Here is a 24,717-nt window from a genome sequence, read left to right as displayed (position 1 = left end):
TCAGGAGAGCGAGAAGCCCAGCCGGTTCACCACCGGCGTCATCGGCACGTACAGCACCTGGGCGAAGCAGGTCGTCGGGTGCGCCGTCGATCCGGCCGGGCAGCCGACCTCCGACCCTCCGGCCACGATCACGCCGCGGGCCTCCATGTCGCCGTTCGGACCGGACGGGTTGGCCAGCGCCGGGCCGCCGCTGTCGCCCTTCGCGCCGATCGCGCGCCGGTCGCCGCCCTTCGACTCCGCGACGTCCACCGGCTTGATCCTCGTCCCCTCGTCGTTCGTCGTCTCGACGTCGACCTTCCTGACCTGCACGTCGCACGTCCACCCCGACTGGGCACCGCTCAGGCAGACGAGGTCCCCCACGTTGTTGCGCCCGGCCCCGTAGGTGTGCCGTGAGGAACCGCCGCGGTCCGACCAGGCGCCGTCGTAGAACCGGCCGGCGCCGTCACCGTTGATCGCGACCGTGCCGACGTCCAGACCGTCGCCGATCGCGGACAGGTCGCCGATGTACGCGCCGGTGCCGTTGTAGTACCGGCCGTTGCCGCAGTGCGCGGCGGTCAGCAGCACCTTGGTCCGGCCCTTCCACCCGCTGAACGCGGTCGAGCAGAACGCGGACCTCCCGGTGCTGACCTCGGCGCCCGCGTAGTACGGCGCGCCGTCGGAGTGCCGGCTGCCGGACAGCGCCGCCGGGGCGCCCCCGACGGCGGCCGTCACCGGCATCCCGGCGAGCTCGGCGGCCCGCCGGGAGTACGCCCGCTCGCTCGCGTCGCCCCCGGTCAGCCGCGCGGCCGCCGTCGGCGCGTACGTGATCGCGATGGCGGCGCCGTCCTCCTGCGGGCCGATCGACGTCCAGGCCCCGGGCGCCACTGCGGCGGTGAACCGGTCGATCGCGGCGCGCATCTCCGCCCGGGAGTACGGGCTGTGGTGCACGTCCACGGTGTAGCCGGGGTCGGCGTGCGCGTCGAGCAGCCTCCGGACCTCTGCCGGGGCCTCGCCCTTCCAGTAGAGGTCGGCGTGCTGGTCCGACGCGTCGATCACCGTCCCGGCATAGCCGTCCGCCGCCGGGGCGCCGGACTCCACCCAGTCCTGCACCGGGTCCGTCATCCGGTGGAGCTTCTGCTGGGCCTGCGGATCACGCAGCACCGGCAGGCTCACCGAGCGGACCGGCCCGTCCGGCCCGTCCGGCGCGGCCGACCCGTCCGGCGCGGCATCGGCGGCGACGAGGGCACCGGCGGTCACGGCGGACAGGGCCAGGGACAGCAGCAGACGGGAGCGGCGCATACGCGGTCCTTCGACGGGGCTGGCGGGCCGGCACCCAGCCTAGGGACCGATCGGCGCTCCCCCCTGCCCGGAAGGCGCGCGCCGGGATGATGCCGGCGCCCGCAGGAGCCGCCGCGCCCCCTGGCCCGTCCCGCCCGGAGTGAACCACGCGGGATCCGGGGATCCGCCGTCGCCCGGCCCGACCGCGTGGTCTGATCATCTCGTTGACGTGCCACCGACAGGAGCTGACCCGTGTCCTCACCCCTCCCCACCGCCGTACGCCTGAGCGTCGGCCGGCACACCTTCGACGGGCTGGCCGCCGGGCCCGCCGATGGTGAACTCGTCCTGCTGCTGCACGGGTTCCCCGAGTTCGCCGACTGCTGGAGCGCCGAGCTGACCGCACTGGCCGCGGCTGGCTACCGCGCGGTGGCGGTGGACCAGCGCGGCTACTCCCCCGACGCCCGCCCCGCGGACATCGCGGACTACGCCGTCGAACTGCTGGTCGCGGACGCCCTCGGCTTCGCCGACGCCCTGGACGCACCACGCTTCCACCTGGTCGCCCACGACTGGGGCGGCCTCGTCGCCTGGGCACTGGCCTCCACCCACCCCGAGCGGCTGCACAGCCTGACCGTGCTCTCCACCCCGCACCCCGAGGCGCTCTACGCGGCCTTGAACAACGGCGGCGACCAGCGCGAACGCTCGCAGTACATAAGGGAGTTCCGCTTGCCGGAGCACGTGGCCGAGCAAGCCGTGCTGGCCGACGACGCGGCCCGGCTGCGGGCGATCTACCGGGACGTGCTGCCGGCGGAGCTGGCCGAGTCCAACGTCCGACGGCTGACCGAGCCCGGAGTGCTGACGGCCGGGCTCAACTGGTACCGGGCCGTCAACGAGGAACTCCGGATCCCGGCCGGCGAGATCACCGTCCGCACGCTCTACGTCTGGGGCACCGAGGACCGGGCCCTGGGCCGCGACGCCGCGGACCTGACGGCCGCGCACGTGAGCGCCCCGTACCGGTTCGTGGCCCTGGAGGGCGCCACCCACTGGCTGCCGGAAGCCAACGCCGACCAGGTCGTACCGCTGCTCCTGGAACACCTCGCGGGCTGAACCGGCGCGGGAGGTCGACGGGGCCGACTTCCCGCGCCGGGCGTCCCGCGCCGGGACCGTACGGGTCAGGCCGACGGGGCGGCCGGGCGGCCGAGGTGCCGGGCGAAGAAGCGGGCCGCGCTGTCCGCCTCGAACCGGGGGAGGTCCTTGTGCCTGCCCGAGTTCACGTGCAGGGACTTCTCCGTCGAGGCGAAGGCGTCGAACAGCGCGAGGCCCTCCTCGCGCGTGATGTGCTCGTCGTCCCACTGGAGGTCGAACTCGATCGGGACGGTGATCCGCTTCGCCTGCTCGGCCAGGGTGTCGGGCCAGTGCTGGCCGAAGACGGCGGCGGAGACCCTGGGTTCGCCCGCCACGAAGGGGATCCCGATCGCGGTGCCCATGTTGATGCCCCAGAAGCCGACCGGCCCGTCGGCGCCGATCTCCGGGAGCTCCTGGAGGGCGTCCAGCAGCGCCCGGTACTCGGGCACGGCCTGCTCCGCCAGGTGGTCGTTGTAGCGCACGACGATCGGGCCCTCCGGCTCGCCCGCCGCCCGGGCCGCGTACAGGGCGGCGATCTCCGCCTCGTCGTGCGCCGTGCGCGGCCGGTCGCCGTGACCGGGTGCGTCGACGACGGCGACGTGGAAGCCGCAGCCGGCCACCAGGAGTCGGGCCCGGCCGGACATCGCCGGGTGCTTCTTGTGGTTGCCGCCGCCGTGGGCCATCAGGACCAGGGGCGCGCGGTCGGCCGCGCCGGAGGCCGGCGACCAGAGGACACCGGGGACTTCGCCCAGGGTGAAGTCGCGCTCAAGGACGCCGTTCGAGGACGACTGCGCGGTGAAGTGCGGAGAGTGCACGAGGTGTTGCCTTTCGGGAGTGCCTGGCTGTCGAGGCGCTCCCGGCGACACCTACGTCAATCGCCCGACCGTGACGAGCGGGGGAGCACCCATATGGGTCCAGCGTTCATGGGTCTCACCTCCTCGGGCGGTTGCACGGTCACACGGAAGCTACCAGCCCGGGCGATCATCCCTCAACCCCTTTTCCCACCCGTGCGCACCGGACGTCGGCCCGGTCGACTTCCCGCTCCGCGGCCACAACTCCGCAGGGCCGACCGCTCTTTCGGGGGAACTCCCGGCCGATCTCGGGACAGCCGTGACCGCCCCCGGTCAAGGTGGCACCGGGCCCTCCCCGGGCCCGCGTGATCCCTCGGAGGAAGGGCACCCCCATGCGCGTCCCCCCGTCCCGGCTCGTCCGCACCGGCGGCACCATCGGATCGATCGCCCTGGCGACCGTCCTCGCGACCGCCGCCACGGCGGCCTCCGCCGGCCCCACGTCCTTGCAGATCGACGACGGCACCACCGTCAGCTCCCGGCAGGTCACGGTCGGGCAGTGCGTCAACCCCTCGCTGACCACCCACATCCAGAGCATCGCCGTGGGGAACCGGGCGGGCAACGGCAGCGCCACCGTCTTCCAGTCCCGCAACTGCACCGGCACCGTCATCCGGCAGGGCCGGAGCCCCCTGTTCTTCACCCCGCCGACCTCGATCGGCTCCGTCCGCATCGACTCCGCCCCCTGACCACCCGACCCCGCGAGGACGGCCCGGCACAGGAAGTCGCCCCCGCCGACTTCCCGCGCGGGGCCGTCCGTGTCCAGCCTGCTCGATGGTGAAACCGGGTGTCGGCGTGGCGATGAGTTTTCCGGCCCCGACCGGTCTACATCTCGACGGGACCGACCGACCTCACCAGGAGTACAGCCATGGGCCTCATTCACATCGAGATGTTCGCGACCCTCGACCTCGTCGGCCAGGCGCCCGGCGGGCCCGACGAGGACCCGGAGGGGTTCCCGTACGGCGGCTGGCAGGCGCCGCTGCTGAACGAGGCCACGGGGGCGCAGATCCTCGCCGCGTACGAGGGCACGGACGCGCTGCTGCTCGGCCGGCGCACGTACGACCTCTTCGCCGCCTACTGGCCGCAGCAGAAGGAGGGCGAGATCGCCGAGTTGTTCAACCGCGTCCCGAAGTACGTGGCCTCCCGGGGCACGACCGGGCTCCCGTGGGCCGGCTCCACCCGGCTGGGCCCCGACCTGGCCGGCGCGGTGCGCGAGATCCGCGACCGGCACGAGCACGTGAAGGTCGTCGGGAGCCTGAACCTGGTGCAGACCCTCCTGCGCGAGAGGCTCTTCGACCGCCTCGACCTCTGGGTGCACCCGATCGTGCTCGGCGTCGGGAAGAAGGTCTTCGAGGAGGGCGCGGTGCCCACGAACCTCACGCTCCTCGAACCCCCGGTGGCCGGCCCGCAGGGCACCGTCTACCTGCGGTACGGGCTCGCCGAGGGCACGCCCAGGACGGGCGACATGAGCCTGCCCGACCGCGGTCTCGGGGACGACGGGGCCCGGTGACCCGATGACCGCCGCCCACGCCGCCGTGCGCGCCGCCGTCCACGCCAACGGGGTCGTCTCGGGCACCGAGTCGTTCGGTGCCGACGACGCGCCGCTCGTCCTGCTCGTGGGCGGGCCGACGATGCTGTCCTGGCCCGACGCCCTCTGCGAACGCCTCGCCGCCGGCGGGCGCCGGGTGGTGCGCTACGACCTGCGCGACAGCGGGACGTCGACGACGGTGGACCCGCAGGCGCCCGGCTACACCCTGCGCGACCTCGCCGCCGACGCCGCCGCCCTGGCCGGCGCGCTCGGCGGCGGCGGAAGGCCCGCGCACCTCGCGGGGATCGGCGTCGGCGGCATGGTCGCCCAGGTGGCCGCGCTCGACCACCCGGAGGCGTTCTGCGCCCTCACCCTGGTCGGCACCCGCGCGGTCGCCCCCGGCCCGCCCGACGACGACCTCCCCGACCACGACCCGGCGACGATGAGCCGACTGTTCGCCCGTCCCGCGCCGGACTGGAGCAGCCGCACGGCGGTGGCGGAGTTCGCCGCCGCCGGCGCGGAGATCCTCGGCAACGACCCCGGCACCGCCCGCGCGACCGCCGCGCGCATCTGGGACCGTACACCCGGCACCGCTCCCCCGGTCCAACTGGCCAACCAGCTGGGCCTGGTGTTCGCCACGCTCGACTGCACACCCCGCTGGCGCGAGCGCCTGCCCGGGATCCGGGTCCCCACGCTCGTCGTCCACGGCCGCCGCGACCCGTTCTTCCCCCTCGGCAACGGCGAGGCGCTCGCCCGCGAGATCCCCGGGGCGCGGCTGCTCGTCCTCCCGGAGGCCGCCACCGCGATCCCCGACGCGGCGGTCGGCGAGGTGACCGGGGCGATGCTCGCGCTCGGACCGGGGTGAGGCGGGGTGGGTGGGCACACTCGACGAACCGCCCCCCACCGGCCCCGGCCACCCGGGACGAACTGAGGCGGCTCTCCGACCGGTACCAGCCCTCCCTCGACCGGGACGACCCGGGCGGCCCCTCCCCCTGGACCCCGGAGCAGTGGGAGTCGTTCCGCACCGCCGCCGACGCCGCCCTGGCGGCACTGCGCCACGACCTGGGTGACGCCTGGACGGTCACGGACCGCAGGAGCTGAACCCGGGAACAACGGGCGGGAACGACGGACGGCGGGCCCGGACACCCACCGTGTCCGGGCCCGCCGCCGACGACCGCAGCGCAGCGCGTCAGTGCGCGGCGGCCTCCCAGTCGGCGCCGACACCGACGGAGACGTCGAGCGGGGCGCGCAGCGGGTAGGCGCCGGCCATCTGCTCGCGGACGACGGCCTCGACCGACTCGCGCTCGCCCGGGGCGAGTTCCAGCACGATTTCGTCGTGCACCTGGAGCAGCATCCGGGACGTCAGCCCGGCGGCGCGCAGGGCCTCGTCGACCCGCAGCATGGCGATCTTGACGATGTCGGCGGCCGAGCCCTGGATGGGGGCGTTGAGGGCCATCCGCTCGGCCATCTCGCGGCGCTGGCGGTTGTCGCTGTTGAGGTCGGGCAGGTAGCGGCGGCGGCCGAGGAGGGTCTCGGTGTAGCCCGTCGCCCGCGCCTCCTCGACGACCCGGTGCAGGTAGTCGCGCACGCCGCCGAAGCGCTCGAAGTAGGTGTCCATCAGGCCCTGGGCCTCGGCGGGCTTGATGTTGAGCTGCTGCGAGAGCCCGTACGCGGAGAGCCCGTACGCGAGGCCGTAGGACATCGCCTTGATCTTGCGCCGCATCTCGGCGTCGACCGCCGCGCCCGGGACCTCGAAGACCTGGGAGGCGACGGTGGTGTGGAGGTCCTCGCCGGAGGCGAAGGCCTCGATCAGGGCCTCGTCCTCGGAGAGGTGGGCCATGATCCGCAGTTCGATCTGCGAGTAGTCGGCGGTGAGCAGCGACTCGTAGCCGGCCCCGACGACGAAGGCGCGGCGGATGGCGCGCCCCTCCTCGGTGCGGACCGGGATGTTCTGCAGGTTCGGGTCCTGCGAGGAGAGCCGGCCGGTGGCGGCGACCATCTGGTTGAAGGTGGTGTGGATCCGGCCCTGCGGGGAGACGGTCTTGAGCAGGCCCTCGACGGTGGTGCGCAGCTTGGCCTGGTCGCGGTGGCGCAGCAGGATGACCGGCAGTTCGTTGTCGGTCTGGGTGGCGAGCCAGGTGAGCGCGTCGGCGTCGGTGGTGTAGCCGGTCTTGATCTTCTTGGTCTTGGGGAGGGCGAGTTCGCCGAACAGGATCTCCTGCAGCTGCTTGGGCGAGCCGAGGTTGAACTCGCGCCCGGCGGCGGCGTGGGCCTCCTCGACGCAGCGCTGGATCTCGGCCGCGAACTGGGCTTCGAGCCGGGTGAGCCAGTCGCGGTCGGCGGCGATGCCGTGGCGCTCCATCCGGGCGAGGAGGGCGGCGATGGGCAGTTCCATGTCGTGCAGCAGCCCGGCGGCGCCGACCTCGGCGAGGCGGGTGTCGAAGAGCGCGGCGAGGTCGAGCACGGCGCGGGCCTGGAGCATGAGCGCCTGGGCGCGCGCGGCCTCGGCGTCGACGCCGTCGTCCTCGGGTGCGTCGAAGGCGAGTTGGCCGCTCTCGGCGGCGGGGGCGGCCGGGGTGAGCGAGCGGGCCAGGTACTCCTCGGCGAGCACCTCCAGGGTGAAGGTGCGGCGGCCGGGCTTCTCCAGGTAGGCGGCGAGCGCGGTGTCGGCGACGACCCCGGCGATCGTCCAGCCGCGTTCGGCGAAGGCCCGCATGACCTGCTTGGCGATGTGCAGGGCCTTGGGGGCGGCCGGGTCGGCGAGCCAGTCGGCGAAGGCCCGCTCGTCCTCCTCGGCGAGCTGCGCCGGGTCGAACCAGGCGGCGGAATCCCCGACGGCGAGGGCGACTTCGGTGACCTCGCCGGTGCCGAGGGCCCACTGGTAGACGGCGGCCAGCGCCACCGGGGCCTTGTCGTCGGAGGCGCGCTCGCGCAGCCAGGCGGCGAGCGTGCCCGGGTCGGTGAGGAGTTCGCCGTCGACCTCCACGCCGGGGGCGAGTTCGGCCTCGGCGGCCTCGGCGGCGCCGGCCGGGTCGATCCCGAACACCCGGTCGCGGAAGTTGGCGTTGCGGAACTCGAGCGACTCCATCAGGGTGCCGACGGCGTCCCGGTCGAAGGACTGCCGGGCCAGGTCGGGGACGCCCAGCGGGAGTTCGACGTCGCGGACCAGCTCGGTGAGCACCCGGTTGCGCTTGACCGAGTCGAGGTGGTCGCGCAGCTTCTCGCCGATCTTGCCCTTCACCTCGTCGGCGCGGGCGACGAGTTCGTCGAAGGAGCCGAACTGGTTGACCCACTTGGCGGCGGTCTTCTCACCGACGCCGGGGATGCCCGGCAGGTTGTCGGACGGGTCGCCGCGCAGGGCGGCGAGGTCGGGGTACTGGCGCGGGGTGACGCCGTACTTCTCGGTGACCTTCTCCGGGGTGAAGCGGGTGAGCTCGGAGACGCCCTTGGTCGGGTAGAGCACGGTGACGTGGTCGGTGACGAGTTGGAGGGAGTCGCGGTCGCCGGTGACGATGTCGACGTCGTAGCCGGCCGCTTCGGCGGCGGTGGCGAGGGTGGCGATGATGTCGTCGGCCTCGAAGCCCTCGACCGTCATCCGGGGGACGTGCATGGCGTCGAGGAGTTCGCCGATCAGGCCGATCTGGCTCTTGAACTCGTCCGGCGTCTTGGCCCGGTTGGCCTTGTAGTCGGGGAACTCGGCGGAGCGGAAGGTCTGCCGGGAGAGGTCGAAGGCGACGGCGAGGTGGGTGGGCCGTTCGTCCCGGACGGTGTTGGCGAGCATCGAGGCGAAGCCGTAGACCGCGTTGGTGGGCTGTCCGGTGGAGGTGTTGAAGTTCTCCACGGGCAGGGCGTAGAAGGCCCGGTAGGCCATCGAGTGCCCGTCGAGCAGCATCAGCCGGGGTCGCGGGCCGGCCCCGCCGCCACCCGTCGCGCCCTTGTCCGTACTCTGCGTAGCCACGTCAACGTCCGTTCCTGCCGATTCCACTACCGGTCCCCGATCCTATGGCCCGGCACCGACAAAAGGGGCGCCGCGCCGGTCGGTCCTGGCCCGGTACCCGCGAGTAGGACGGTCGTACGATCACAGGCAGCACGACGACGTCACCCCAGAGCGGCAGGAGTTCCCCCGATGACCGACGCGGCCCCCGACACCGCCCCCGGCACCGCCACCGACGGCGCCTCCGACGGCACCCCCGCCCCGGCCCCGGCCCCCGTCCTGAACGTCCCGCAGGACGTGCTGGACCACTTCGCCAAGCTCGGGGTGAACCCGGAGACCTTCTCCGGCGGCCACCTCGGCGAGAAGCTCGGCATCCGGATCGTCGAGGCCTCCGGCGACCGGGTCGTCGGCACCATGCCGGTGGAGGGCAACCAGCAGCCGTACGGGCTGCTGCACGGCGGCGCCTCGGCGGCGCTGGCGGAGACCCTCGGCTCGATCGGCGCGATGCTGCACGCCGGCCCGGGCCGGTACGCGGTGGGCGTGGACCTCAACGCCACCCACCACCGCTCGGCCACGTCCGGCCTGGTCACCGGCGTGGCGACGGCGGTGTTCAAGGGCCGCACCGCCGCGACGTACGAGATCGCGATCACCGACGACACCGGCAAGCGGATCACCAGCTGCCGGCTGACCTGCATGCTGCGCGACCTGTAACGGGCCCCCGGGAAGCGCGACGGCCTCCCCGGAGGGGACAACGGGCCCCCGGGCAGCAGCAGTTCACCACCCAGAACATCAAGTCTCTTTCCCGCCCCCTTGTTTGACCTTCCGCCACCCTGGGCAGGCGTTGGTCTGAACGAGGGGGCGCCGGCATGTCCGGACGCGCTCGGCGCGCCCCCAAACCTGTAACGCTGCGTAACAGGCGGGAAATCCCAGCAGGTGACAGTTCCGCGGCCCCCGCGACGCGGAACCCCTTCGCCGCACCCCCATCGTCCGAAATGCGGACGTGCACGGTCGAATGCAGTACACCGGACACCTCTGTCCGATTATCGACGCTGCCAGCTGCAACCCCCATTTCTGGCCCTTACATCCCTCCACCAGCGCGTAAACGCCCAGCAGTTCAGGATCGGTCGAACCGGAACGACCACATGCTGAGACAAATGCTCCGTGTGCTCATAACAAGAGAATCACAGCCTGCCCACAGCACTGCCCGAGCCGCCCAAGGGCATCTAGAGTCACGGCCAGTCACCGCGCCATCCGGAATGGGCCCGGCCCTCCGCGCATCCCGGCTCCCGCCACTCAGGCGCGGGCGCCTCCTGAACCGAATGGGGACCCTCGTGCGTCATCGTTCCGCAATTGTCGTGAGCATTGCCGTGATCGGCGCCCTCAGCCTCACCGCCTGCGGCTCCCGCGGCGGGAAGTCCGGCGACACCGCCGGCGGCAAGGACAGCGGCTCCACCACCGTCGTCATCGGCGTCGACGCCCCGCTCACCGGCGACCTCTCCGCCCTCGGCCTCGGCATCCGCAACTCCGTCGACCTCGCCGTCAAGAACGCCAACGCGACCAACGAGGTCCCCGGCGTCAAGTTCGAGGTCAAGGCCCTCGACGACACCGCCAAGCCCGCCCCCGGCCAGCAGAACGCCACCCAGCTCGTCGGCGACCCCAAGGTCCTCGGCGTCGTCGGCCCGCTCAACTCCAGCGTGGCCCAGTCCATGCAGCAGATCTTCGACGACGCGAGCCTCACCGAGATCTCCCCCGCCAACACCGGCGTCGCCCTCAGCCAGGGCGAGAAGTGGGCCAGCGGCGACAAGAAGCGCCCCTTCAAGTCCTACTTCCGCACCGCCACCACCGACGCCGTCCAGGGCCCCTTCGCCGCCCAGTTCCTCTACAACGACGCCAAGAAGACCAAGGTCTTCCTGATCGACGACCAGAAGACCTACGGCGCCGGCCTCGCCTCCACCTTCAAGGGCGAGTTCACCAAGCTCGGCGGCACCCTGGCCGGCGAGGAGCACGTCAACCCCGACGACCGCGACTTCTCCGCCATCGTCACCAAGGTCAAGGCCTCCGGCGCCGACGCCGTCTACTACGGCGGCGAGTACCCCGCCGCCGGCCCGCTCTCCCTCCAGCTCAAGGACGCCGGCGTCGCCATCCCCCTGATGGGCGGCGACGGCATCCAGAGCGGCGACTTCATCAAGCTCAACCCCAAGAGCCAGGGCGACTTCGCCACCGCCGTCGGCCTGCCCGTCGAGTCCCTCGACACCGCCAAGAAGTACATCGCCGACTACAAGGCCGCCGGCTACAAGGACGCCTACGAGACCTACGGCGGCTACTCCTACGACAGCGCCTGGGCCATCATCCAGGCCGTCAAGTCCGTCGTGACCAGCAACAACGGCAAGCTCCCCACCGGCGACGGCCTGCGCAAGGCCGTCCGCGACGCCGTCCAGAAGGTCTCCTTCGACGGCGTCACCGGCAAGGTCTCGTTCGACGAGTTCGGCGACACCACCAACAAGCAGCTCACCGTCTACACCGTCAAGGACGGCAAGTGGGCCGTGGAGAAGTCCGGCACCTTCAACGGCTGACACACCGGCCGGCCCCACCGAACCACCAGCGCGCGGGGGCACCACGAGTGCCCCCGCGCGCCCCCACATCCACCACCCACGCGGACACCCCCGAACGCACTACGGAGGCCCAGCGGTGCACGACCTACCGCAGCAGCTGGCCAACGGCCTGATCCTCGGCGCCCTCTACGGACTCGTCGCGATCGGCTACACGATGGTCTACGGCATCGTCCAGCTCATCAACTTCGCCCACGGCGAGATCGTCATGGTCGGCGGCTTCGGCGCCCTGACCGCCTACCTCGCCCTCCCCGGCGGCACCACCCTGTGGCTGGCCCTACCCCTCATGCTGATCGCCGGCATCCTGGTCTCCACCCTCACCGCCGTCGCCGCCGAGCGCTTCGCCTACCGGCCGCTGCGCAACGCCCCCCGCCTCGCCCCCCTGATCACCGCGATCGGGCTGTCCATCTTCCTCCAGCAGCTCGTCTTCTCCTTCTACCCGGACGCCAAGAAGGCCAGGGTCTTCCCCAAGCTCCCCGGCGACCCGTTCAGCCTCGGCTCCGTCACCATCCAGCGCAGCGACATCTTCCTGATCATCGCCGCCCCGCTGTGCATGCTCGCCCTCGGCTGGTTCGTCACCCGCACCCGCTCCGGCCGCGCCATGCAGGCCACCAGCCAGGACCCCGACACCGCCAAGCTGATGGGCATCGACACCGACCGCATCATCGTCATGGCCTTCGCCATCGGCGCCGCGTTCGCCGCCGTCGCCGCCGTCGCCTACGGACTGCGCAGCGGCCAGGTCGACTTCCGGATGGGCTTCATCCTCGGCCTCAAGGCCTTCACCGCCGCCGTCCTCGGCGGCATCGGCAACATCTACGGCGCCATGCTCGGCGGCCTCGCCCTCGGCCTCGCCGAAGCCCTCGCCACCGGCTACATCCAGCACCTGCCCGGCATGCACCTCTTCGGAGGCGGCGCCTGGAAGGACGTCTGGGCCTTCGTACTCCTCATCCTCGTACTCCTCGTCCGGCCACAGGGCCTGCTCGGCGAGCGCGTCTCGGACAGGGCGTGACCACCATGACCACCACCAGCACCGAGACCACCCCGGTCATCCCCCTGCCCGCCCCCGCCGCCACCGCCCTCACCGGCCTCGGCGCCCTGCTCACCGCCGCCTCCGCCGCCATGTCCTGGACCTGGACCAGCGACTTCCCCGGCGACCTCACCTACTACGGCTCCCCCGCCGGACTCCAGTGGCTCGCCGTCGTCGCCGGCGTCCTCACCCTCGTCCTGCTGCTCGCCGGCCAGGGCGTCCCCGGCCTGCGCTGGGCCGCCCCCAGCCGCAGCAACAACGCCGTCCTGTACGCCGCCACCGGCGCCCTCGCCGTCGCCGCCTACTCCGTCACCGCCATCTCCGTCGAACTCGGCGGCCTCGCCAACCTCGAACCCGGCGGCTGGGTCCTCGCCGCCGGCGGCCTGCTCGGCATCACCGGCGCCCTCGGCCTCCCCCTCGACCGGCGCACCGCCGTCCCGCTGCGCATCCTCGACAAGCGGCTCTTCCTGCTCGTCCCCGTCGCGCCCGTCGGCTGGTTCGCCGCCCACGCCATCCCCGACGACCAGCCCGTCGCCCCGGTGATGACCGCCCTCGCCGGCGCCCTCGCCATCGCCGCCGGCGTCGTCCTGCTGCTCCAGCTCGGCCACCTCGCCAACAGCCGGATCCGCCTCGGCACCGTCGAGCGCCCGCTCCCCGCGGCCCGCCAACTCCCCTCCTGGGTCGAGGTCCTGCTCATCGTCCTGGCCTTCGGACTCGGCCTGTACGCGATCACCTTCGGCATCGACACCGAGTACGGCGAACTCTTCATCTGCTACCTGCTGCTCGCCGCCCCCTCGATCGCCGCCCTCGCCAAGTCCGGACTGCTCGGCCGGCTGCGCGCCCTGACCGTCAAGTACCGCCCGGTCACCACCGGCGCCGCCTTCGCCGCCGCCGCCAGCTTCCCCTTCACCCAGAGCAGCGACCAGTACACCTCGGTCGCCACCAACATCCTGATCTTCGCCACCGTCGCCCTCGGCCTCAACATCGTCGTCGGCCTGGCCGGCCTGCTCGACCTCGGGTACGTCGCCTTCCTCGGCGTCGGCGCCTACGCCGCCGCCCTGGTCTCCGGCTCCCCCGCCTCGCCCATCCACGTCCAGTTCCCGTTCTGGGCCGCGATGCTCACCGGCGCCGCCGTCTCCATGGTCTTCGGCGTCCTGATCGGCGCCCCCACCCTGCGGCTGCGCGGCGACTACCTCGCCATCGTCACCCTCGGCTTCGGCGAGATCTTCCGCATCACCATGCTCAACCTCAACGGCACCACCGGCCCCAAGATCACCAACGGCTCCAACGGCATCCCCCGCATCCCCGACCTGGAGATCTTCGGCTTCGACCTCGGCAAGCCGCACACCGTCGCCGGCATCGAACTCGGCCGCTTCTCCAACTACTACCTGCTGATGCTGCTGGTCACCGCCGTCGTCGTACTGATCTTCGCCCGCGTCGGCAACTCCCGCATCGGCCGCGCCTGGGTCGCCATCCGCGAGGACGAGACCGCCGCCGAGGCCATGGGCATCAACGGCTTCCGCCTCAAGCTCCTCGCCTTCGCCCTCGGCGCCTGCCTCGCCGGCCTGGCCGGCACCGTCCAGGCCCACGTCAGCTACACCGTCACCCCCGACCAGTACACCTTCGCCGAGGCCCTCCCGCCCAACTCCGCCTTCCTGCTCGCCGCCGTCATCCTCGGCGGCATGGGCACCATCAGCGGCCCCCTGGCCGGCGCCACCCTCCTCTTCCTCATCCCCAAGAAGCTGGAATTCCTCTCCGACTACCAGCTCCTCGCCTTCGGCGCCGCCCTCATCGTCCTGATGCGCGTACGCCCCGAAGGACTCATCCCCAACCGGCGCCGCCAACTCGAGTTCCACGAAGCCGCCATCCCGGCCCAGCCCACCGGCGAACCGGGCGCACTCACCAAGGCAGGGGCGTGACGCGCCAGATGACCACCACCGCAACGCCACCGACCGCAACCCCCCTGCTCGACGTCACCGGCGTCACCATGCGCTTCGGCGGCCTCACCGCCGTCAACGACGTCTCCCTCACCGTCGGCGAGGGCGAGATCATCGGCCTCATCGGCCCCAACGGCGCCGGCAAGACCACCTTCTTCAACTGCCTCACCGGCCTCTACGTCCCCACCGAGGGCACCGTCCGCTACCGCGGCACCCAACTGCCCCCCAAGCCCCACCTCGTCACCCAGGCCGGCATCGCCCGCACCTTCCAGAACATCCGGCTCTTCGCCAACATGACCGTCCTGGAGAACGTCCTCGTCGGCCGGCACAGCCGCACCAAGGAAGGCATCTTCGCCGCCATCCTCCGCGGCCCCCGCTACCACCGCGCCGAGGCCGAGAGCCGCGAGAAGGCCATGGAACTCCTCGCCTTCACCGGCCTCGCCGAGAAGGCCGACCACCTCGCCCGCAACCTCCCCTACGGCGAACAGCGCAAGCTGGAGATCGCCCGCGCCCTCGCCTCCGACCCCGGCCTGCTGCTCCTCGACGAACCCACCGCGGGCATGAACCCGCAGGAGACCCGCGCCGCCGAGGAACTCGTCTTCGCCATCCGCGACCGCGGCATCTCCATCCTCGTCATCGAGCACGACATGCGGTTCATCTTCAACCTCTGCGACCGCACCGCCGTCCTCGTCCAGGGCCAGAAGATCGTCGAAGGCGACCGCGAGACCGTCCAGAACGACGAACGCGTCATCACCGCCTACCTCGGCGCCCCGCTCGAAACCCCCGCAACACCGGAGGACCCCAAGTGACCGCACTCCTCGAGGTCGAGGACCTCCGCGTCGCCTACGGCAAGATCGAAGCCGTCAAGGGCATCAGCTTCACCGTCGAACAGGGCGAGGTCACCACCCTCATCGGCACCAACGGCGCCGGCAAGACCACCACCCTGCGCACCCTCTCCGGCCTCCTCAAGCCCACCGCCGGCCGGATCACCTTCGACGGCCAGGACCTCAGCACCGTCCCCGCCCACAAGATCGTCGCCCTCGGCCTCGCCCACTCCCCCGAGGGCCGGCACATCTTCCCCCGCATGACCATCGAGGAGAACCTCCTCCTCGGCGCCTTCCTGCGCACCGACACCGCCGGCATCCAGTCCGACGTGGAACGGGCCTACACCCTCTTCCCGATCCTCGGCGAACGCCGCAAGCAGGCCGCCGGCACGCTGTCCGGCGGCGAGCAGCAGATGCTCGCCATGGGCCGGGCCCTGATGTCCCAGCCCAAGCTGCTCATGCTGGACGAGCCCTCGATGGGCCTCTCCCCGCTGATGATGCAGAAGATCATGTCCACCATCGTCGAGCTCAAGGCGAGCGGCACGACCATCCTGCTAGTCGAACAGAACGCCCAGGCCGCCCTGTCGCTCTCCGACCGCGGCTACGTCATGGAAACCGGCCGCATCGTCCTCTCCGGGACGGGCGCCGACCTCCTCCACGACGAGTCCGTCCGCAAGGCCTACCTCGGCGAGGACTGACCCCGCACACGCGAAGGGCCCGGCGGATCCGATCCGCCGGGCCCTTCCACACTCTTCTACTCCGGCTTGTCTGCCTCGTCGGCCTTCTTGCGGTCCTGGGCCTCGCCCTCCTCGATGACCGCCTCGGCCACCGCCGCCATCGTCATCCGCCGGTCCATCGAGGTCTTCTGGATCCACCGGAACGCGGCCGGCTCGTTCAGCCCGAACTTCGTCTGCAGCACGCCCTTGGCGCGGTCCACCAGCTTCCGGGTCTCCAGCCGCTGGGTGAGATCCCCGATCTCCTTCTCCAGCTCCCGCATCTCGGTGTACCGCGACACCGCCATCTCGATCGCCGGCACCAGGTCCGACTTCGAGAACGGCTTCACGATGTACGCCATCGCCCCGGCGTCCCGCGCCCGGTCCACCAGCTCCCGCTGCGAGAACGCCGTCAGCATCAGCACCGGCGCCAGGTGCTGCTCGTGGATCTGCTCGGCGGCCGACAGCCCGTCCAGGATCGGCATCTTCACGTCGAAGATCGCCAGATCCGGCTTGAGCTCCTGCACCAGCCGCACCGCCGTCTCCCCGTCCCCGGCCTCACCGACGACGGTGTACCCCTCCTCTTCGAGCATCTCCTTGAGGTCGAGACGGATCAGCGCCTCGTCCTCGGCGATCACGATCCGGGTGATCTGGGGCATATCGGTCTCAAGCGGCTGTGCCTGCTCGTCGGCGGTGCTCACGGGGCTCCTAGTTCCGGCGGGGTACTGCATGCACGAGGGTACCCAGACACGGTATGTTTAGGGCACTCAGGGTCGGGGCCAGCCTTCGATTCTGGGGCGGGCCCCGATAGCCCAGCGGTAGAGGCAGTGGTCTCAAACACCATCCAGCGTGGGTTCGAATCCCACTCGGGGTACGTCCTCCTTCCATCCGAAGGAGATGCGGTTGACGTGTGTTGTCACCGCTGCGGGTGAACGCCCCGACGCGTCGCTCAGCTCGCCCGGTCCAGCGGCTCCAGCTCGACCGTGAGCCTCATGCCGAGCGCCTCGGCGAACCGCTCCAGAACCACGATCGTGGGCATCGTTGCTCCGGCCTCGAACCGCGCCACCGCCGGCTGCTGCATGCCGATCGCCGCGGCCAGCTGTGCCTGGGTCATGCCGAGGGCCTCCCGGCGCAGCCTGACCTTCTCCCCGAGCTCGAACCGGATCCGCGCGGCCTCGTACGCCGCGCCGGCGCCGGGACGGTTCAGAATCTCCTCACGCATGGCGCGCCAGGACGTGCGCTCGCTCATCTCGCCCACTCCTCGTCCTCGTCAACGGTGTGCTGCTCGGCCACGCAACGGCGCAACGCCCGTCTCGCGCGGTCGACCTCGCCGGCCTCCCGCATCCGGGTCTTGCGGAACACCGTCAGCAGGATGATCCTCCTGCCCGACGCGATCCAGTAGGTGATCCGCAGGTCCGATTCGTTCAGGTGGAAGCGCAGTTCCCGGAGTTTGCCGTCGAGTTGCCGACTGTGCGGCTCGCTCAGCAAGGGCCCGCGGACGGCGAGCAGTTCAACGTAGAAGGCGACCGTCTCCTGATCGTCCTGGCTCAGTGCGCGGATCCAGTCCCGAACCTCCGGTTCGAGTTCCACCTCTCCCCAAGTCATAACACGGATGTTATGGAGACGCCAGCACGCTCTCACGCGGTTCCGACGGCCCACGGGCGGCATCCCTCCCAACGGGGGACGCCGCCCACGCGCAACCGTTCGAGTACCGCTCAGTCGTCCAGGGTCCCCACGTGGTGGACGCGGACGAGGTTGGTGGAGCCGGCCAGGCCGGGCGGGGAGCCGGCGGTGATGACGACGATGTCGCCCTTCTGGCAGCGGCCGAGGGAGAGCAGCGCCGCGTCGACCTGTTCGACCATCTGGTCGGTGGTCGGGGCGAAGGGGCCGAGGAAGGTCTCCACGCCCCAGGTGAGGGCGAGTTGGCTGCGCACGGCCGGTTCGTAGGTGAAGGCGAGCACCGGGATGGGCGAGCGGTAGCGGGTGAGCCGCCGGGCGGTGTCGCCGGACTGGGTGAAGGCGATCAGGTACTTGGCGTGCAGGAAGTCGCCGATCTCGGCGGCCGCGCGGGCGACGGCGCCGCCCTGGGTCCGCGGCTTGCTGCCGGTGGTCAGCGGGGGCAGGCCCGCGGCCAGGATGTCGTTCTCGGCGGCTTCGATGATCCGGCCCATGGTCTTGACGGTCTCGACCGGGAACTTGCCGACGGAGGTCTCGCCGCTGAGCATCACCGCGTCGGTGCCGTCCAGCACCGCGTTGGCGACGTCGGAGGCCTCGGCGCGGGTGGGCCGGGAGGCGTTGATCATCGAGTCGAGCATCTGGGTCGCCACGATGACGGGCTTGGCGTTGCGCCTGGCCAGTTTGACGGCGCGCTTCTGGACCAGCGGGACCTGTTCGAGGGGCATCTCCACGCCCAGGTCCCCGCGGGCCACCATGATGCCGTCGAAGGCGTCCACGATGGAGTCGAGGTTCTCGACCGCCTGCGGCTTCTCGATCTTGGCGATGACCGGGACGTGGCGTCCCTCCTCGGCCATCACCCGGTGCACGTCCTCGATGTCGCGCCCGCTGCGGACGAAGGAGAGCGCGATCAGGTCGGCGCCGGTGCGCAGCGCCCACCGCAGGTCGGCGACGTCCTTGTCGCTGAGTGCGGGGACGGAGACGGCGACGCCGGGGAGGTTGAGGCCCTTGTGGTCGGAGACGAGTCCGCCTTCGATGACGAGGCACCGCACCCGCGGTCCGTCGACGGCGACGACCTCCAGGGTGACGCGGCCGTCGTCGACGAGGATGCGTTCGCCGCGGCTGACGTCGCCGGCGAGGCCGGCGTAGGTGGTGCCGCAGATGTCCTTGTCCCCCACGACGCCGTTGTCGGTGGAGATGGTGAACTCGTCGCCGCGTTCGAGGAGTACGGGCCCGTGGGCGAAGGTGTCGAGTCGGATCTTCGGGCCTTGGAGGTCGGCGAGGACGCCGACGCTCCGGCCGGTCTCGTCGGCGGCCTTGCGGACCCGACGGTAGCGTTCCTCGTGCTCGGCGTGGGTGCCGTGGCTGAGGTTGAATCGGGCGATGTCCATTCCGGCGTCGACCAGGGTCTTGATCTGGTCGTACGAGTCGGTGGCCGGCCCGAGGGTGCAGACGATTTTTGCTCGGCGCATACTGCTGAGGGTAGGCATTACCGGTGCGTAACCTCGACGCGGGTCCGGACTGCGGGATGACCTTTGCCGTAAGGCGAGTTGAACAATCTGACACATCCTCGGACCGGTGTGCGAGGGCCGTCCCCGGGCGTCTCCCGGGTGCCCCGGCCGATGCGATTCCGTGAAACGGTGTTCACCCCCGGTTCACCGCACCTTCCGTCCGCGCTCCCCGCCCGGCGGGACGCTCGTCACCCCCGGGTGTCGCACCCGGGGGTGTTGCGGCGATGAGGGGGGAGGCGCGCGCGATGAGACGACGCGCTCTGGGGGTGATCGCGGCCCTGGCCCTGTTGGGCGGGGTGACGTACGCGCTGGTCCCGGACGGCGGGGGGGCCGATCCGGTGAGGACGGTCGCGGTCACCGGGCTGATCGGTTCGGAGAAGCGGGCGTTCTTCGAAAGCCCGGAGGTGAAGGCCGAGTTGGCGAAGCAGGGCTTGGAGGTGCACGCCGATTCGACCGGTTCCTGGACGATGAGCGAGCAGGCGCGGAGCGCGTCCGGGCTGGACTTCGCCTTTCCGGCGAGCACGGCTCCGGCCCGCGAGATCCAGCGCAACTGGGGGTTGCAGGACTCTCCGCTGGTGCCGTTCTACTCGCCGTTGGTGGTGGTGGCGCACGCGCCGGTCGCGCAGATCCTGCGGGACAGCAACCTGGCGGCGCTGGACGATGCGAGCGGCGTCTGGACGTTCAGGATGGACGAGTACGTCAACGCCCTCAAGAAGGGCAGCAAGTGGCAGGACCTGCCGGGCGCGAAGGGCCACGCGGAGTTGTCGGGCCCGATCTTCGTCACCACCACGGATCCGGAGAGCTCGTCCTCGGGCGCGCTCTACGTCGCGCTGCTGTCGTACGTCCTGAACGGCAACCTGGTGGTCTCCGACGACCAGGGCGTGGAAGCGGCCCGGCCGGTGCTGTACCAGGCGACGGCGTTGCAGGGCGGCCAGAAGAGCAGCAGTGACGAGCCGTTCCGGGACTTCCTGGCGGGGGTCGGCAATCCGCTGATCTTCGGCTACGAGTCGCAGGTCGCCGCGATGGCGGTGCAGGGCCAGCCGACCGGGGACATGGTGGTGATGTACCCGGACACCACGGCGTACTCGGACCACACGATCATCGCCCGCACCGAGAACGGCCGGAAGCTGGCCGGGCTGCTGCAGAACGACCCGGCGCTGATCGCCCTGGAGATCAGGTTCGGCTTCCGTCCGCAGGCCGGCCACGACGCGTTCGCCGACCGGGTGAAGGGCGTCAAGCAGCCGGTCCTCGCCCAGGACCTGAACGCGGCGAAGGTGAAGCAGGCGACCGTCCCGTCGTTGGACAACCTGACCAAGCTGACCAAGGCGGCGAAGGGGAGCCCGAAGTGAACCTCCGGACGAAGCGGCCCGCCCGGCTGGCCGCCGTGCTGGCGGCGGTGCTCGCCGCGCTGGCCGCCTGCACCTCCTCGCCGGCCCCGGGGCCGACGCCGCCCCCGGACCCGTCCGGCACGCTGGCCGGGACCGCGCGCCCCGGGGTGCTGCGGGTCCTGGCCGGCAGTGAACTCCAGGACCTGCAACCGGTCCTGGACGACGCCCGGAAGGCGACCGGGGTGACGGTCCAACTCGCGTTCGGCGGCACGCTGGACGGCGCGGACACCATCTCCGCCGGTCGGGCGGACGGCAAGTACGACGCGGTCTGGTTCCCGTCGAACCAGTACCTGCGGCTGGATCCGGCCGGCCGGTCCAAGGTGCTGTCGGAGACCCCGGTGATGGTCTCCCCGGTGGCCGTGGGGGTGCGGTCCTCGGTCCTCGCCGACCTGGGCTGGGGGGACGGTTCGAAGGTCACCTGGGCGCAGATCGGCGACGCGGCCGCGGCCGGGAAGCTGTCGTACGGGATGTCCGACCCGTCGCGCTCCAACTCCGGCTTCTCCGCGCTGGTCGCGGTGGCCTCGGCGTTCTCCGGCGCGGGCGCGGCGCTGACCGCGCCGGACGTGCAGAAGGCGACGCCGCAGTTGAAGCAGTTCTTCACCGGCCAGAAGCTGACCTCGGGTTCCTCGGGCTGGCTGGCGCAGGCCTACGCCAAGGCCGAGCCGGGCCGGGTCGGCGCCCTGGTGAACTACGAGTCGGTGCTGCTGTCGCTGAACCGGACCCTGCCCGCGGACCAGCGGCTGACGGTGGTGCGCCCGGTGGACGGCGTGGTGTCGGCGGACTACCCGCTGTCGCTGCTGTCCTCGGCGGGGCAGGGCGAGCGGGAGTCCTTCCAGCGGCTGGTCGGCTACCTGTTGAAGGAGGACGTGCAGAAGCGCATCTCGGAGCTGACGCTGCGCCGCCCGGTGACGGCGGGGGTGGCCCCGGCGGCTGGGCTGCCCACCGACCGCCGCCGCGAGCTGCCGTTCCCGGGCACCCGGGAGGTGGCGGACGGCCTGCTGGCCTCGTACCAGAACGAACTGCGCCGCCCGTCCCGGACGGTGTACGTGCTGGACACCTCGGGTTCGATGGACGGCCAGCGGCTGGCCTCGCTCAAGGCGGCGCTGGGCCGGCTGACCGGCACGGACGACACCCGGGGGCTGCGCCGCTTCCGGGACCGCGAGGAGGTGACGCTGATCTCCTTCGCGTCCTCGGTGAAGTGGTCGAAGACCCACGTCGTCCCGGCCTCGGGGAGCCGACCCGGTCCGGAGTCCGAGCTGGCGTCGATCAACACCGACGTCCAGTCGCTGCGGGCCGAGGGCGGTACGGCGCTGTACGACTCGCTGGAGCAGGCGTACCGGGTGATCGAGACGCAGCAGAAGGCGGCGGGGGACGACCGGTTCACCTCGATCGTGCTGATGACGGACGGGGAGAGCAACGAGGGCGCGACGGACGGGGACTTCAAGCGCTTCCACGACGGGCTGCCGTCGGCGGAGAAGTCGATCCCGGTGTTCCCGATCAAGTTCGGGGAGGCGGCGGTGAGCCAGTTGCAGGGGATCGCGGACGTGAGCGGGGGCAAGCTGTTCGACGGCGGGGGTTCGCTGGACGGGGTGTTCGAGGAGATCCGTGGCTACCAGTAACCGCGCCGGGATCGGCCGGCTGCTGCTGGGCTACCTGGAGTCGACCAGGAACCTGGCCGGCTGCGGGGGCGGGGCGGTCGGGCTGGGGCTGCACTTCGCGGGCCTGGGCGGGTCGTGGTGGCCGGGGGTGGTGGCGGGGCTGTACGGGGTGGGCGCGCTGCTGGCGCCCGGCCGGACGGCGCGGCCCGAACCGCCGGAGCCGCCTGAGCCGCCCACCCCGCCGCGGCCCGTTCCGGTGCACACCGAGCTGGAGGTGCTGACCGGCTACCTGGCGAGCGTCCCGCTGCCGGCCTCGGCCGGGGTGGACACCCTGCTGGTGGCGCTGCGCGAGGCGGGGCCCGGTGCGGTGGTCGACCCGATCGTCCGGCACCGGCTGCCGGTCGCGGTGGACGGCTACCTGCGGGCCCGGGCCTGGCTGCCGTGGGCGGATCCGGACGCGCCGGACCCGGCGGCGGAGCTGGGCCGGGAGGTGAAGCAGCTCTCCGCCGAACTGGACTGACCCGCCGACGGGACGGCCCGGAGGCGGAGCAGCGAACCCCGGAGGCGGAGAAAGAGGTGGCCGGAGGCGGGGGAAGAGGTGGCCGGAATTCGACCGTCCCGCCCCGGTACCACCCCTTTCTCCGCCCATCCCGGTCACGAACGAGTCGCCAAGATCTCACCTGTTGGAAACGTCGGAGGGCTATCCAGCGGCCCGGCTCGCACGGCACACTTCTACGCGCGTCCTTCTACGCGCGTCACCGCTCTCGCGGACGCGCCACGCACCTCATCCGCACACCACTTGACGGCCCATCCGCCGTCGTTCCCACTCGGGAGAGTCGTCCATGTCGCTGAACCGCCGTGACTTCGTCACCCGGTCCGCCGCCACCGCCGCCGGTGCCGCCCTGACCGGCGGAGCCGTCGTCGCCGCCGCCCCCGCCGCCGCGGCCGCCGAGCCGGACACGGCGGCCGCCAAGGGCAAGAAGAAGCAGCCCCGCCGCCAGGCCTTCACCGTCATGGGCACCACCGACCTGCACGGCCGGGTCCTCAACTGGGACTACTTCACCGACGCCGAGTACGTCGACCAGGCCCACAACGCGGTCGGCCTCGCCAAGATCTCCACCCTGGCCAACCAGGTCCGCGAGGAGAAGGGCTGGGACCGCTGCCTGCTCATCGACTCCGGTGACATCATCCAGGGCACCCAGCTGTCCTACTACTACGCCCGGGTCGAGCCGATCGCCACCGACGGCGACAACGTGCCGGACCACCCGATGGCCGTCGCCATGAACCTCATGGGCTACGACGCCGCCGCGCTCGGCAACCACGAGTTCAACTACGGCATCCCCACCGTGAAGGCCTTCGAGGACCAGCTGGAGTTCCCGCTGCTCGGCGCCAACGCCCTGCACGCGAAGAACGAGAAGCCGGCCTTCAAGCCGTACGTGATCAAGGAGGTGTGGCTGGACGAGGACACCCCGATCAAGGTCGGCATCCTCGGCCTCACCAACCCCGGCATCGCGATCTGGGACAAGGCCAACGTGGCCGGGCAGATGGTCTTCCCGGGCATCGTCGAGACCGCCGCCAAGTACGTGCCCCGGATGAAGGCCGCGGGCGCGGACGTCATCGTGGTCTCCGCCCACTCCGGCATCGACGAGCCGACCACCTACGGCGACCAGCTGCCCTGGCCCGAGGACGCCTCCGGCGAGATGGCCCAGACCGTCCCGGACATCGACGCGGTGCTGGTGGGCCACACCCACAAGGAGGTCGCCCAGCGCCTCCTCGTCAACAAGAAGACCGGCAAGACGGTCGTGCTCTCCGAGCCGCTGTGCTGGGGCCAGCGCCTGAGCTGCTTCGACTTCGAGGTCGAGTTCGTCGACGGCCACTGGAAGGTCGCCTCGGTCTCCTCCCGGGTGCTGAACTCCAACACCGTGCCGGAGAACCCGGAGATCAGCAACGCGATCCTCGAGCAGCACAGGAAGACCGTCGCGTACGTCAACCAGAACATCGGCACCAGCAAGATCGAACTGTCGATCGCCGAGGCCCGGTTCAAGGCCACCCCGATCATCGACCTGATCGGCAAGGTCCAGGCCGACGCCGTCAAGGCCGCGCTGGCGGGCGGGCAGTACGCCAACCTCCCGGTCCTGGCCCAGGCCGCCCCGTTCAACCGCACCGCGCTGATCCCGTCCGGCCAGGTCAAGCTGCGCGACGCGGCCGGCCTGTACATCTACGAGAACACCCTGGAGGCCCGCGTCCTGACGGGCGCCCAGCTCAAGGACTACCTGGAGTTCTCGGCCAAGTACTACTACCAGCTCGCCCCGGGCGCCCCGGTCGACAAGAACGCCATGACCGGCGCCGAGACCACCCCGGACTACAACTACGACTCGGTCTACGGCCTGAGCTACGACATCGACATCGCCCAGCCCAAGGGCAGCCGGATCGTCAACCTGTCCTACCAGGGCAAGCCGATCGACCCCACCGCCCAGTTCGTGTTCGCGGTCAACAACTACCGCGCCAACGGCGGCGGCAACTTCCCGCACGTCGCCACCGCCAAGGTGGTCTGGACGAACTCCGACGAGATCCGCAACACCATGATCGCCTGGGTCAAGGCCAAGGGCGTCATCGACCCCGCCGACTTCTTCACCAACTCCTGGCGCCTCGTCCGCGCCGGCCAGCCGATGTTCTAGTCACACCCCACGAGGCGCCGCCGGGCCCCGCCCCGGCGGGGCCGCGCCATGCCGGCGAACTGCGATGATGAT

22 protein-coding genes and 1 tRNA gene are annotated in these 24,717 nt (G+C 71.5%); 16 read left to right on the top strand and 7 right to left on the bottom strand.

All coding sequences use genetic code 11. The annotated features are described in order from the left end of the window. Positions 1-1,278, bottom strand: a complete 1,278-nt coding sequence (locus tag ACFC1T_RS29770; protein ID WP_375893408.1) for a hypothetical protein — start codon at positions 1,276-1,278, stop codon at positions 1-3. Positions 1,279-1,509: 231 nt separating this feature from the next. On the opposite strand from ACFC1T_RS29770, the gene ACFC1T_RS29765 reads away from it, so the two are divergent. Then, the gene (locus ACFC1T_RS29765) at positions 1,510-2,361 is read left to right on the top strand and encodes an alpha/beta fold hydrolase (protein WP_375893407.1); all 852 of its coding nucleotides are present in this window, start codon (positions 1,510-1,512) and stop codon (positions 2,359-2,361) included. A gap of 65 nt (positions 2,362-2,426) precedes the next feature. Here ACFC1T_RS29765 and ACFC1T_RS29760 read toward each other — a convergent pair whose 3' ends face one another. Continuing rightward, positions 2,427-3,194: an alpha/beta hydrolase gene (locus ACFC1T_RS29760; RefSeq protein ID WP_375893406.1), complete on the bottom strand. Its 768-nt coding sequence runs from the start codon at positions 3,192-3,194 to the stop codon at positions 2,427-2,429. Positions 3,195-3,562: 368 nt separating this feature from the next. On the opposite strand from ACFC1T_RS29760, the gene ACFC1T_RS29755 reads away from it, so the two are divergent. The 4 genes from ACFC1T_RS29755 (at position 3,563) to ACFC1T_RS29740 (ending at position 5,853) form a co-directional block, all read left to right on the top strand. Further along, positions 3,563-3,913, top strand: coding sequence for a hypothetical protein (locus tag ACFC1T_RS29755; RefSeq protein WP_375893404.1), 351 nt, complete (start codon positions 3,563-3,565; stop codon positions 3,911-3,913). Between the two features lie 179 nt (positions 3,914-4,092). After that, the gene (locus tag ACFC1T_RS29750; protein WP_375893403.1) at positions 4,093-4,734 is read left to right on the top strand and encodes a dihydrofolate reductase family protein; all 642 of its coding nucleotides are present in this window, start codon (positions 4,093-4,095) and stop codon (positions 4,732-4,734) included. A gap of 4 nt (positions 4,735-4,738) precedes the next feature. Further along, positions 4,739-5,617, top strand: a complete 879-nt coding sequence (locus tag ACFC1T_RS29745; RefSeq protein ID WP_375893402.1) for an alpha/beta fold hydrolase — start codon at positions 4,739-4,741, stop codon at positions 5,615-5,617. Then, positions 5,614-5,853: a hypothetical protein gene (locus ACFC1T_RS29740; protein WP_375893400.1), complete on the top strand. Its 240-nt coding sequence runs from the start codon at positions 5,614-5,616 to the stop codon at positions 5,851-5,853. Before ACFC1T_RS29745 ends, ACFC1T_RS29740 begins: the two co-directional genes overlap by 4 nt. 88 nt (positions 5,854-5,941) lie before the next feature. On the opposite strand, the gene polA is transcribed toward ACFC1T_RS29740, so the two are convergent. Continuing rightward, positions 5,942-8,644, bottom strand: a complete 2,703-nt coding sequence (polA, locus tag ACFC1T_RS29735; RefSeq protein WP_375893451.1) for a DNA polymerase I — start codon at positions 8,642-8,644, stop codon at positions 5,942-5,944. A 234-nt stretch (positions 8,645-8,878) separates the two neighbouring features. On the opposite strand from polA, the gene ACFC1T_RS29730 reads away from it, so the two are divergent. From ACFC1T_RS29730 to ACFC1T_RS29705, 6 genes are all read left to right on the top strand, one after another. Further along, positions 8,879-9,397 (top strand): PaaI family thioesterase, encoded by a 519-nt coding sequence (locus tag ACFC1T_RS29730; protein WP_375893399.1) that lies wholly within the window; start codon positions 8,879-8,881, stop codon positions 9,395-9,397. 620 nt (positions 9,398-10,017) lie between these two features. Further along, positions 10,018-11,259: an ABC transporter substrate-binding protein gene (locus tag ACFC1T_RS29725; RefSeq protein ID WP_375893397.1), complete on the top strand. Its 1,242-nt coding sequence runs from the start codon at positions 10,018-10,020 to the stop codon at positions 11,257-11,259. A gap of 115 nt (positions 11,260-11,374) precedes the next feature. Next, positions 11,375-12,304, top strand: coding sequence for a branched-chain amino acid ABC transporter permease (locus tag ACFC1T_RS29720; protein WP_375893396.1), 930 nt, complete (start codon positions 11,375-11,377; stop codon positions 12,302-12,304). 5 nt (positions 12,305-12,309) lie between these two features. After that, complete coding sequence (locus tag ACFC1T_RS29715) at positions 12,310-14,241, top strand: branched-chain amino acid ABC transporter permease (protein WP_375893450.1); 1,932 nt, start codon at positions 12,310-12,312, stop codon at positions 14,239-14,241. A gap of 8 nt (positions 14,242-14,249) precedes the next feature. Next, entirely contained in the window at positions 14,250-15,068 is an 819-nt protein-coding gene (locus ACFC1T_RS29710; protein WP_375893394.1) for an ABC transporter ATP-binding protein, read from the top strand. Next, positions 15,065-15,781: an ABC transporter ATP-binding protein gene (locus tag ACFC1T_RS29705; RefSeq protein ID WP_375893393.1), complete on the top strand. Its 717-nt coding sequence runs from the start codon at positions 15,065-15,067 to the stop codon at positions 15,779-15,781. The genes ACFC1T_RS29710 and ACFC1T_RS29705 overlap by 4 nt, the downstream gene beginning before the upstream one ends. Positions 15,782-15,837: 56 nt before the next feature. On the opposite strand, the gene ACFC1T_RS29700 is transcribed toward ACFC1T_RS29705, so the two are convergent. After that, on the bottom strand, positions 15,838-16,455 hold the full coding sequence (locus ACFC1T_RS29700; RefSeq protein WP_375893448.1) for an ANTAR domain-containing response regulator: 618 nt from the start codon (positions 16,453-16,455) through the stop codon (positions 15,838-15,840). 142 nt (positions 16,456-16,597) lie between these two features. On the opposite strand from ACFC1T_RS29700, the gene ACFC1T_RS29695 reads away from it, so the two are divergent. Then, positions 16,598-16,670: transfer RNA gene (locus ACFC1T_RS29695), tRNA-Leu, on the top strand. 75 nt (positions 16,671-16,745) lie between these two features. Here the strand turns inward: ACFC1T_RS29695 and ACFC1T_RS29690 are convergent. From ACFC1T_RS29690 to pyk, 3 genes are all read right to left on the bottom strand, one after another. After that, positions 16,746-17,045 (bottom strand): multiprotein-bridging factor 1 family protein, encoded by a 300-nt coding sequence (locus ACFC1T_RS29690; protein WP_375893392.1) that lies wholly within the window; start codon positions 17,043-17,045, stop codon positions 16,746-16,748. Continuing rightward, positions 17,042-17,386, bottom strand: a complete 345-nt coding sequence (locus ACFC1T_RS29685; RefSeq protein WP_375893390.1) for a type II toxin-antitoxin system RelE/ParE family toxin — start codon at positions 17,384-17,386, stop codon at positions 17,042-17,044. Before ACFC1T_RS29685 ends, ACFC1T_RS29690 begins: the two co-directional genes overlap by 4 nt. A gap of 125 nt (positions 17,387-17,511) precedes the next feature. After that, the gene (pyk, locus tag ACFC1T_RS29680) at positions 17,512-18,942 is read right to left on the bottom strand and encodes a pyruvate kinase (RefSeq protein ID WP_375893388.1); all 1,431 of its coding nucleotides are present in this window, start codon (positions 18,940-18,942) and stop codon (positions 17,512-17,514) included. A gap of 284 nt (positions 18,943-19,226) precedes the next feature. On the opposite strand from pyk, the gene ACFC1T_RS29675 reads away from it, so the two are divergent. From ACFC1T_RS29675 to ACFC1T_RS29660, 4 genes are all read left to right on the top strand, one after another. Beyond that, positions 19,227-20,330: a hypothetical protein gene (locus ACFC1T_RS29675; protein ID WP_375893386.1), complete on the top strand. Its 1,104-nt coding sequence runs from the start codon at positions 19,227-19,229 to the stop codon at positions 20,328-20,330. After that, positions 20,327-21,988, top strand: coding sequence for a VWA domain-containing protein (locus tag ACFC1T_RS29670; RefSeq protein WP_375893384.1), 1,662 nt, complete (start codon positions 20,327-20,329; stop codon positions 21,986-21,988). The genes ACFC1T_RS29675 and ACFC1T_RS29670 overlap by 4 nt, the downstream gene beginning before the upstream one ends. Beyond that, positions 21,975-22,487: a hypothetical protein gene (locus tag ACFC1T_RS29665; RefSeq protein WP_375893382.1), complete on the top strand. Its 513-nt coding sequence runs from the start codon at positions 21,975-21,977 to the stop codon at positions 22,485-22,487. The genes ACFC1T_RS29670 and ACFC1T_RS29665 overlap by 14 nt, the downstream gene beginning before the upstream one ends. Positions 22,488-22,809: 322 nt before the next feature. After that, on the top strand, positions 22,810-24,645 hold the full coding sequence (locus tag ACFC1T_RS29660; protein ID WP_375893380.1) for a bifunctional metallophosphatase/5'-nucleotidase: 1,836 nt from the start codon (positions 22,810-22,812) through the stop codon (positions 24,643-24,645). The last annotated feature ends 72 nt before the right edge of the window (positions 24,646-24,717 follow it).

Source organism: Kitasatospora sp. NPDC056076 (genome assembly GCF_042266305.1).
Lineage (GTDB): Bacteria > Actinomycetota > Actinomycetes > Streptomycetales > Streptomycetaceae > Kitasatospora.
Note: the sequence above shows the minus strand (reverse complement) of the source record. Positions and strands in the feature narration are given on the sequence as shown.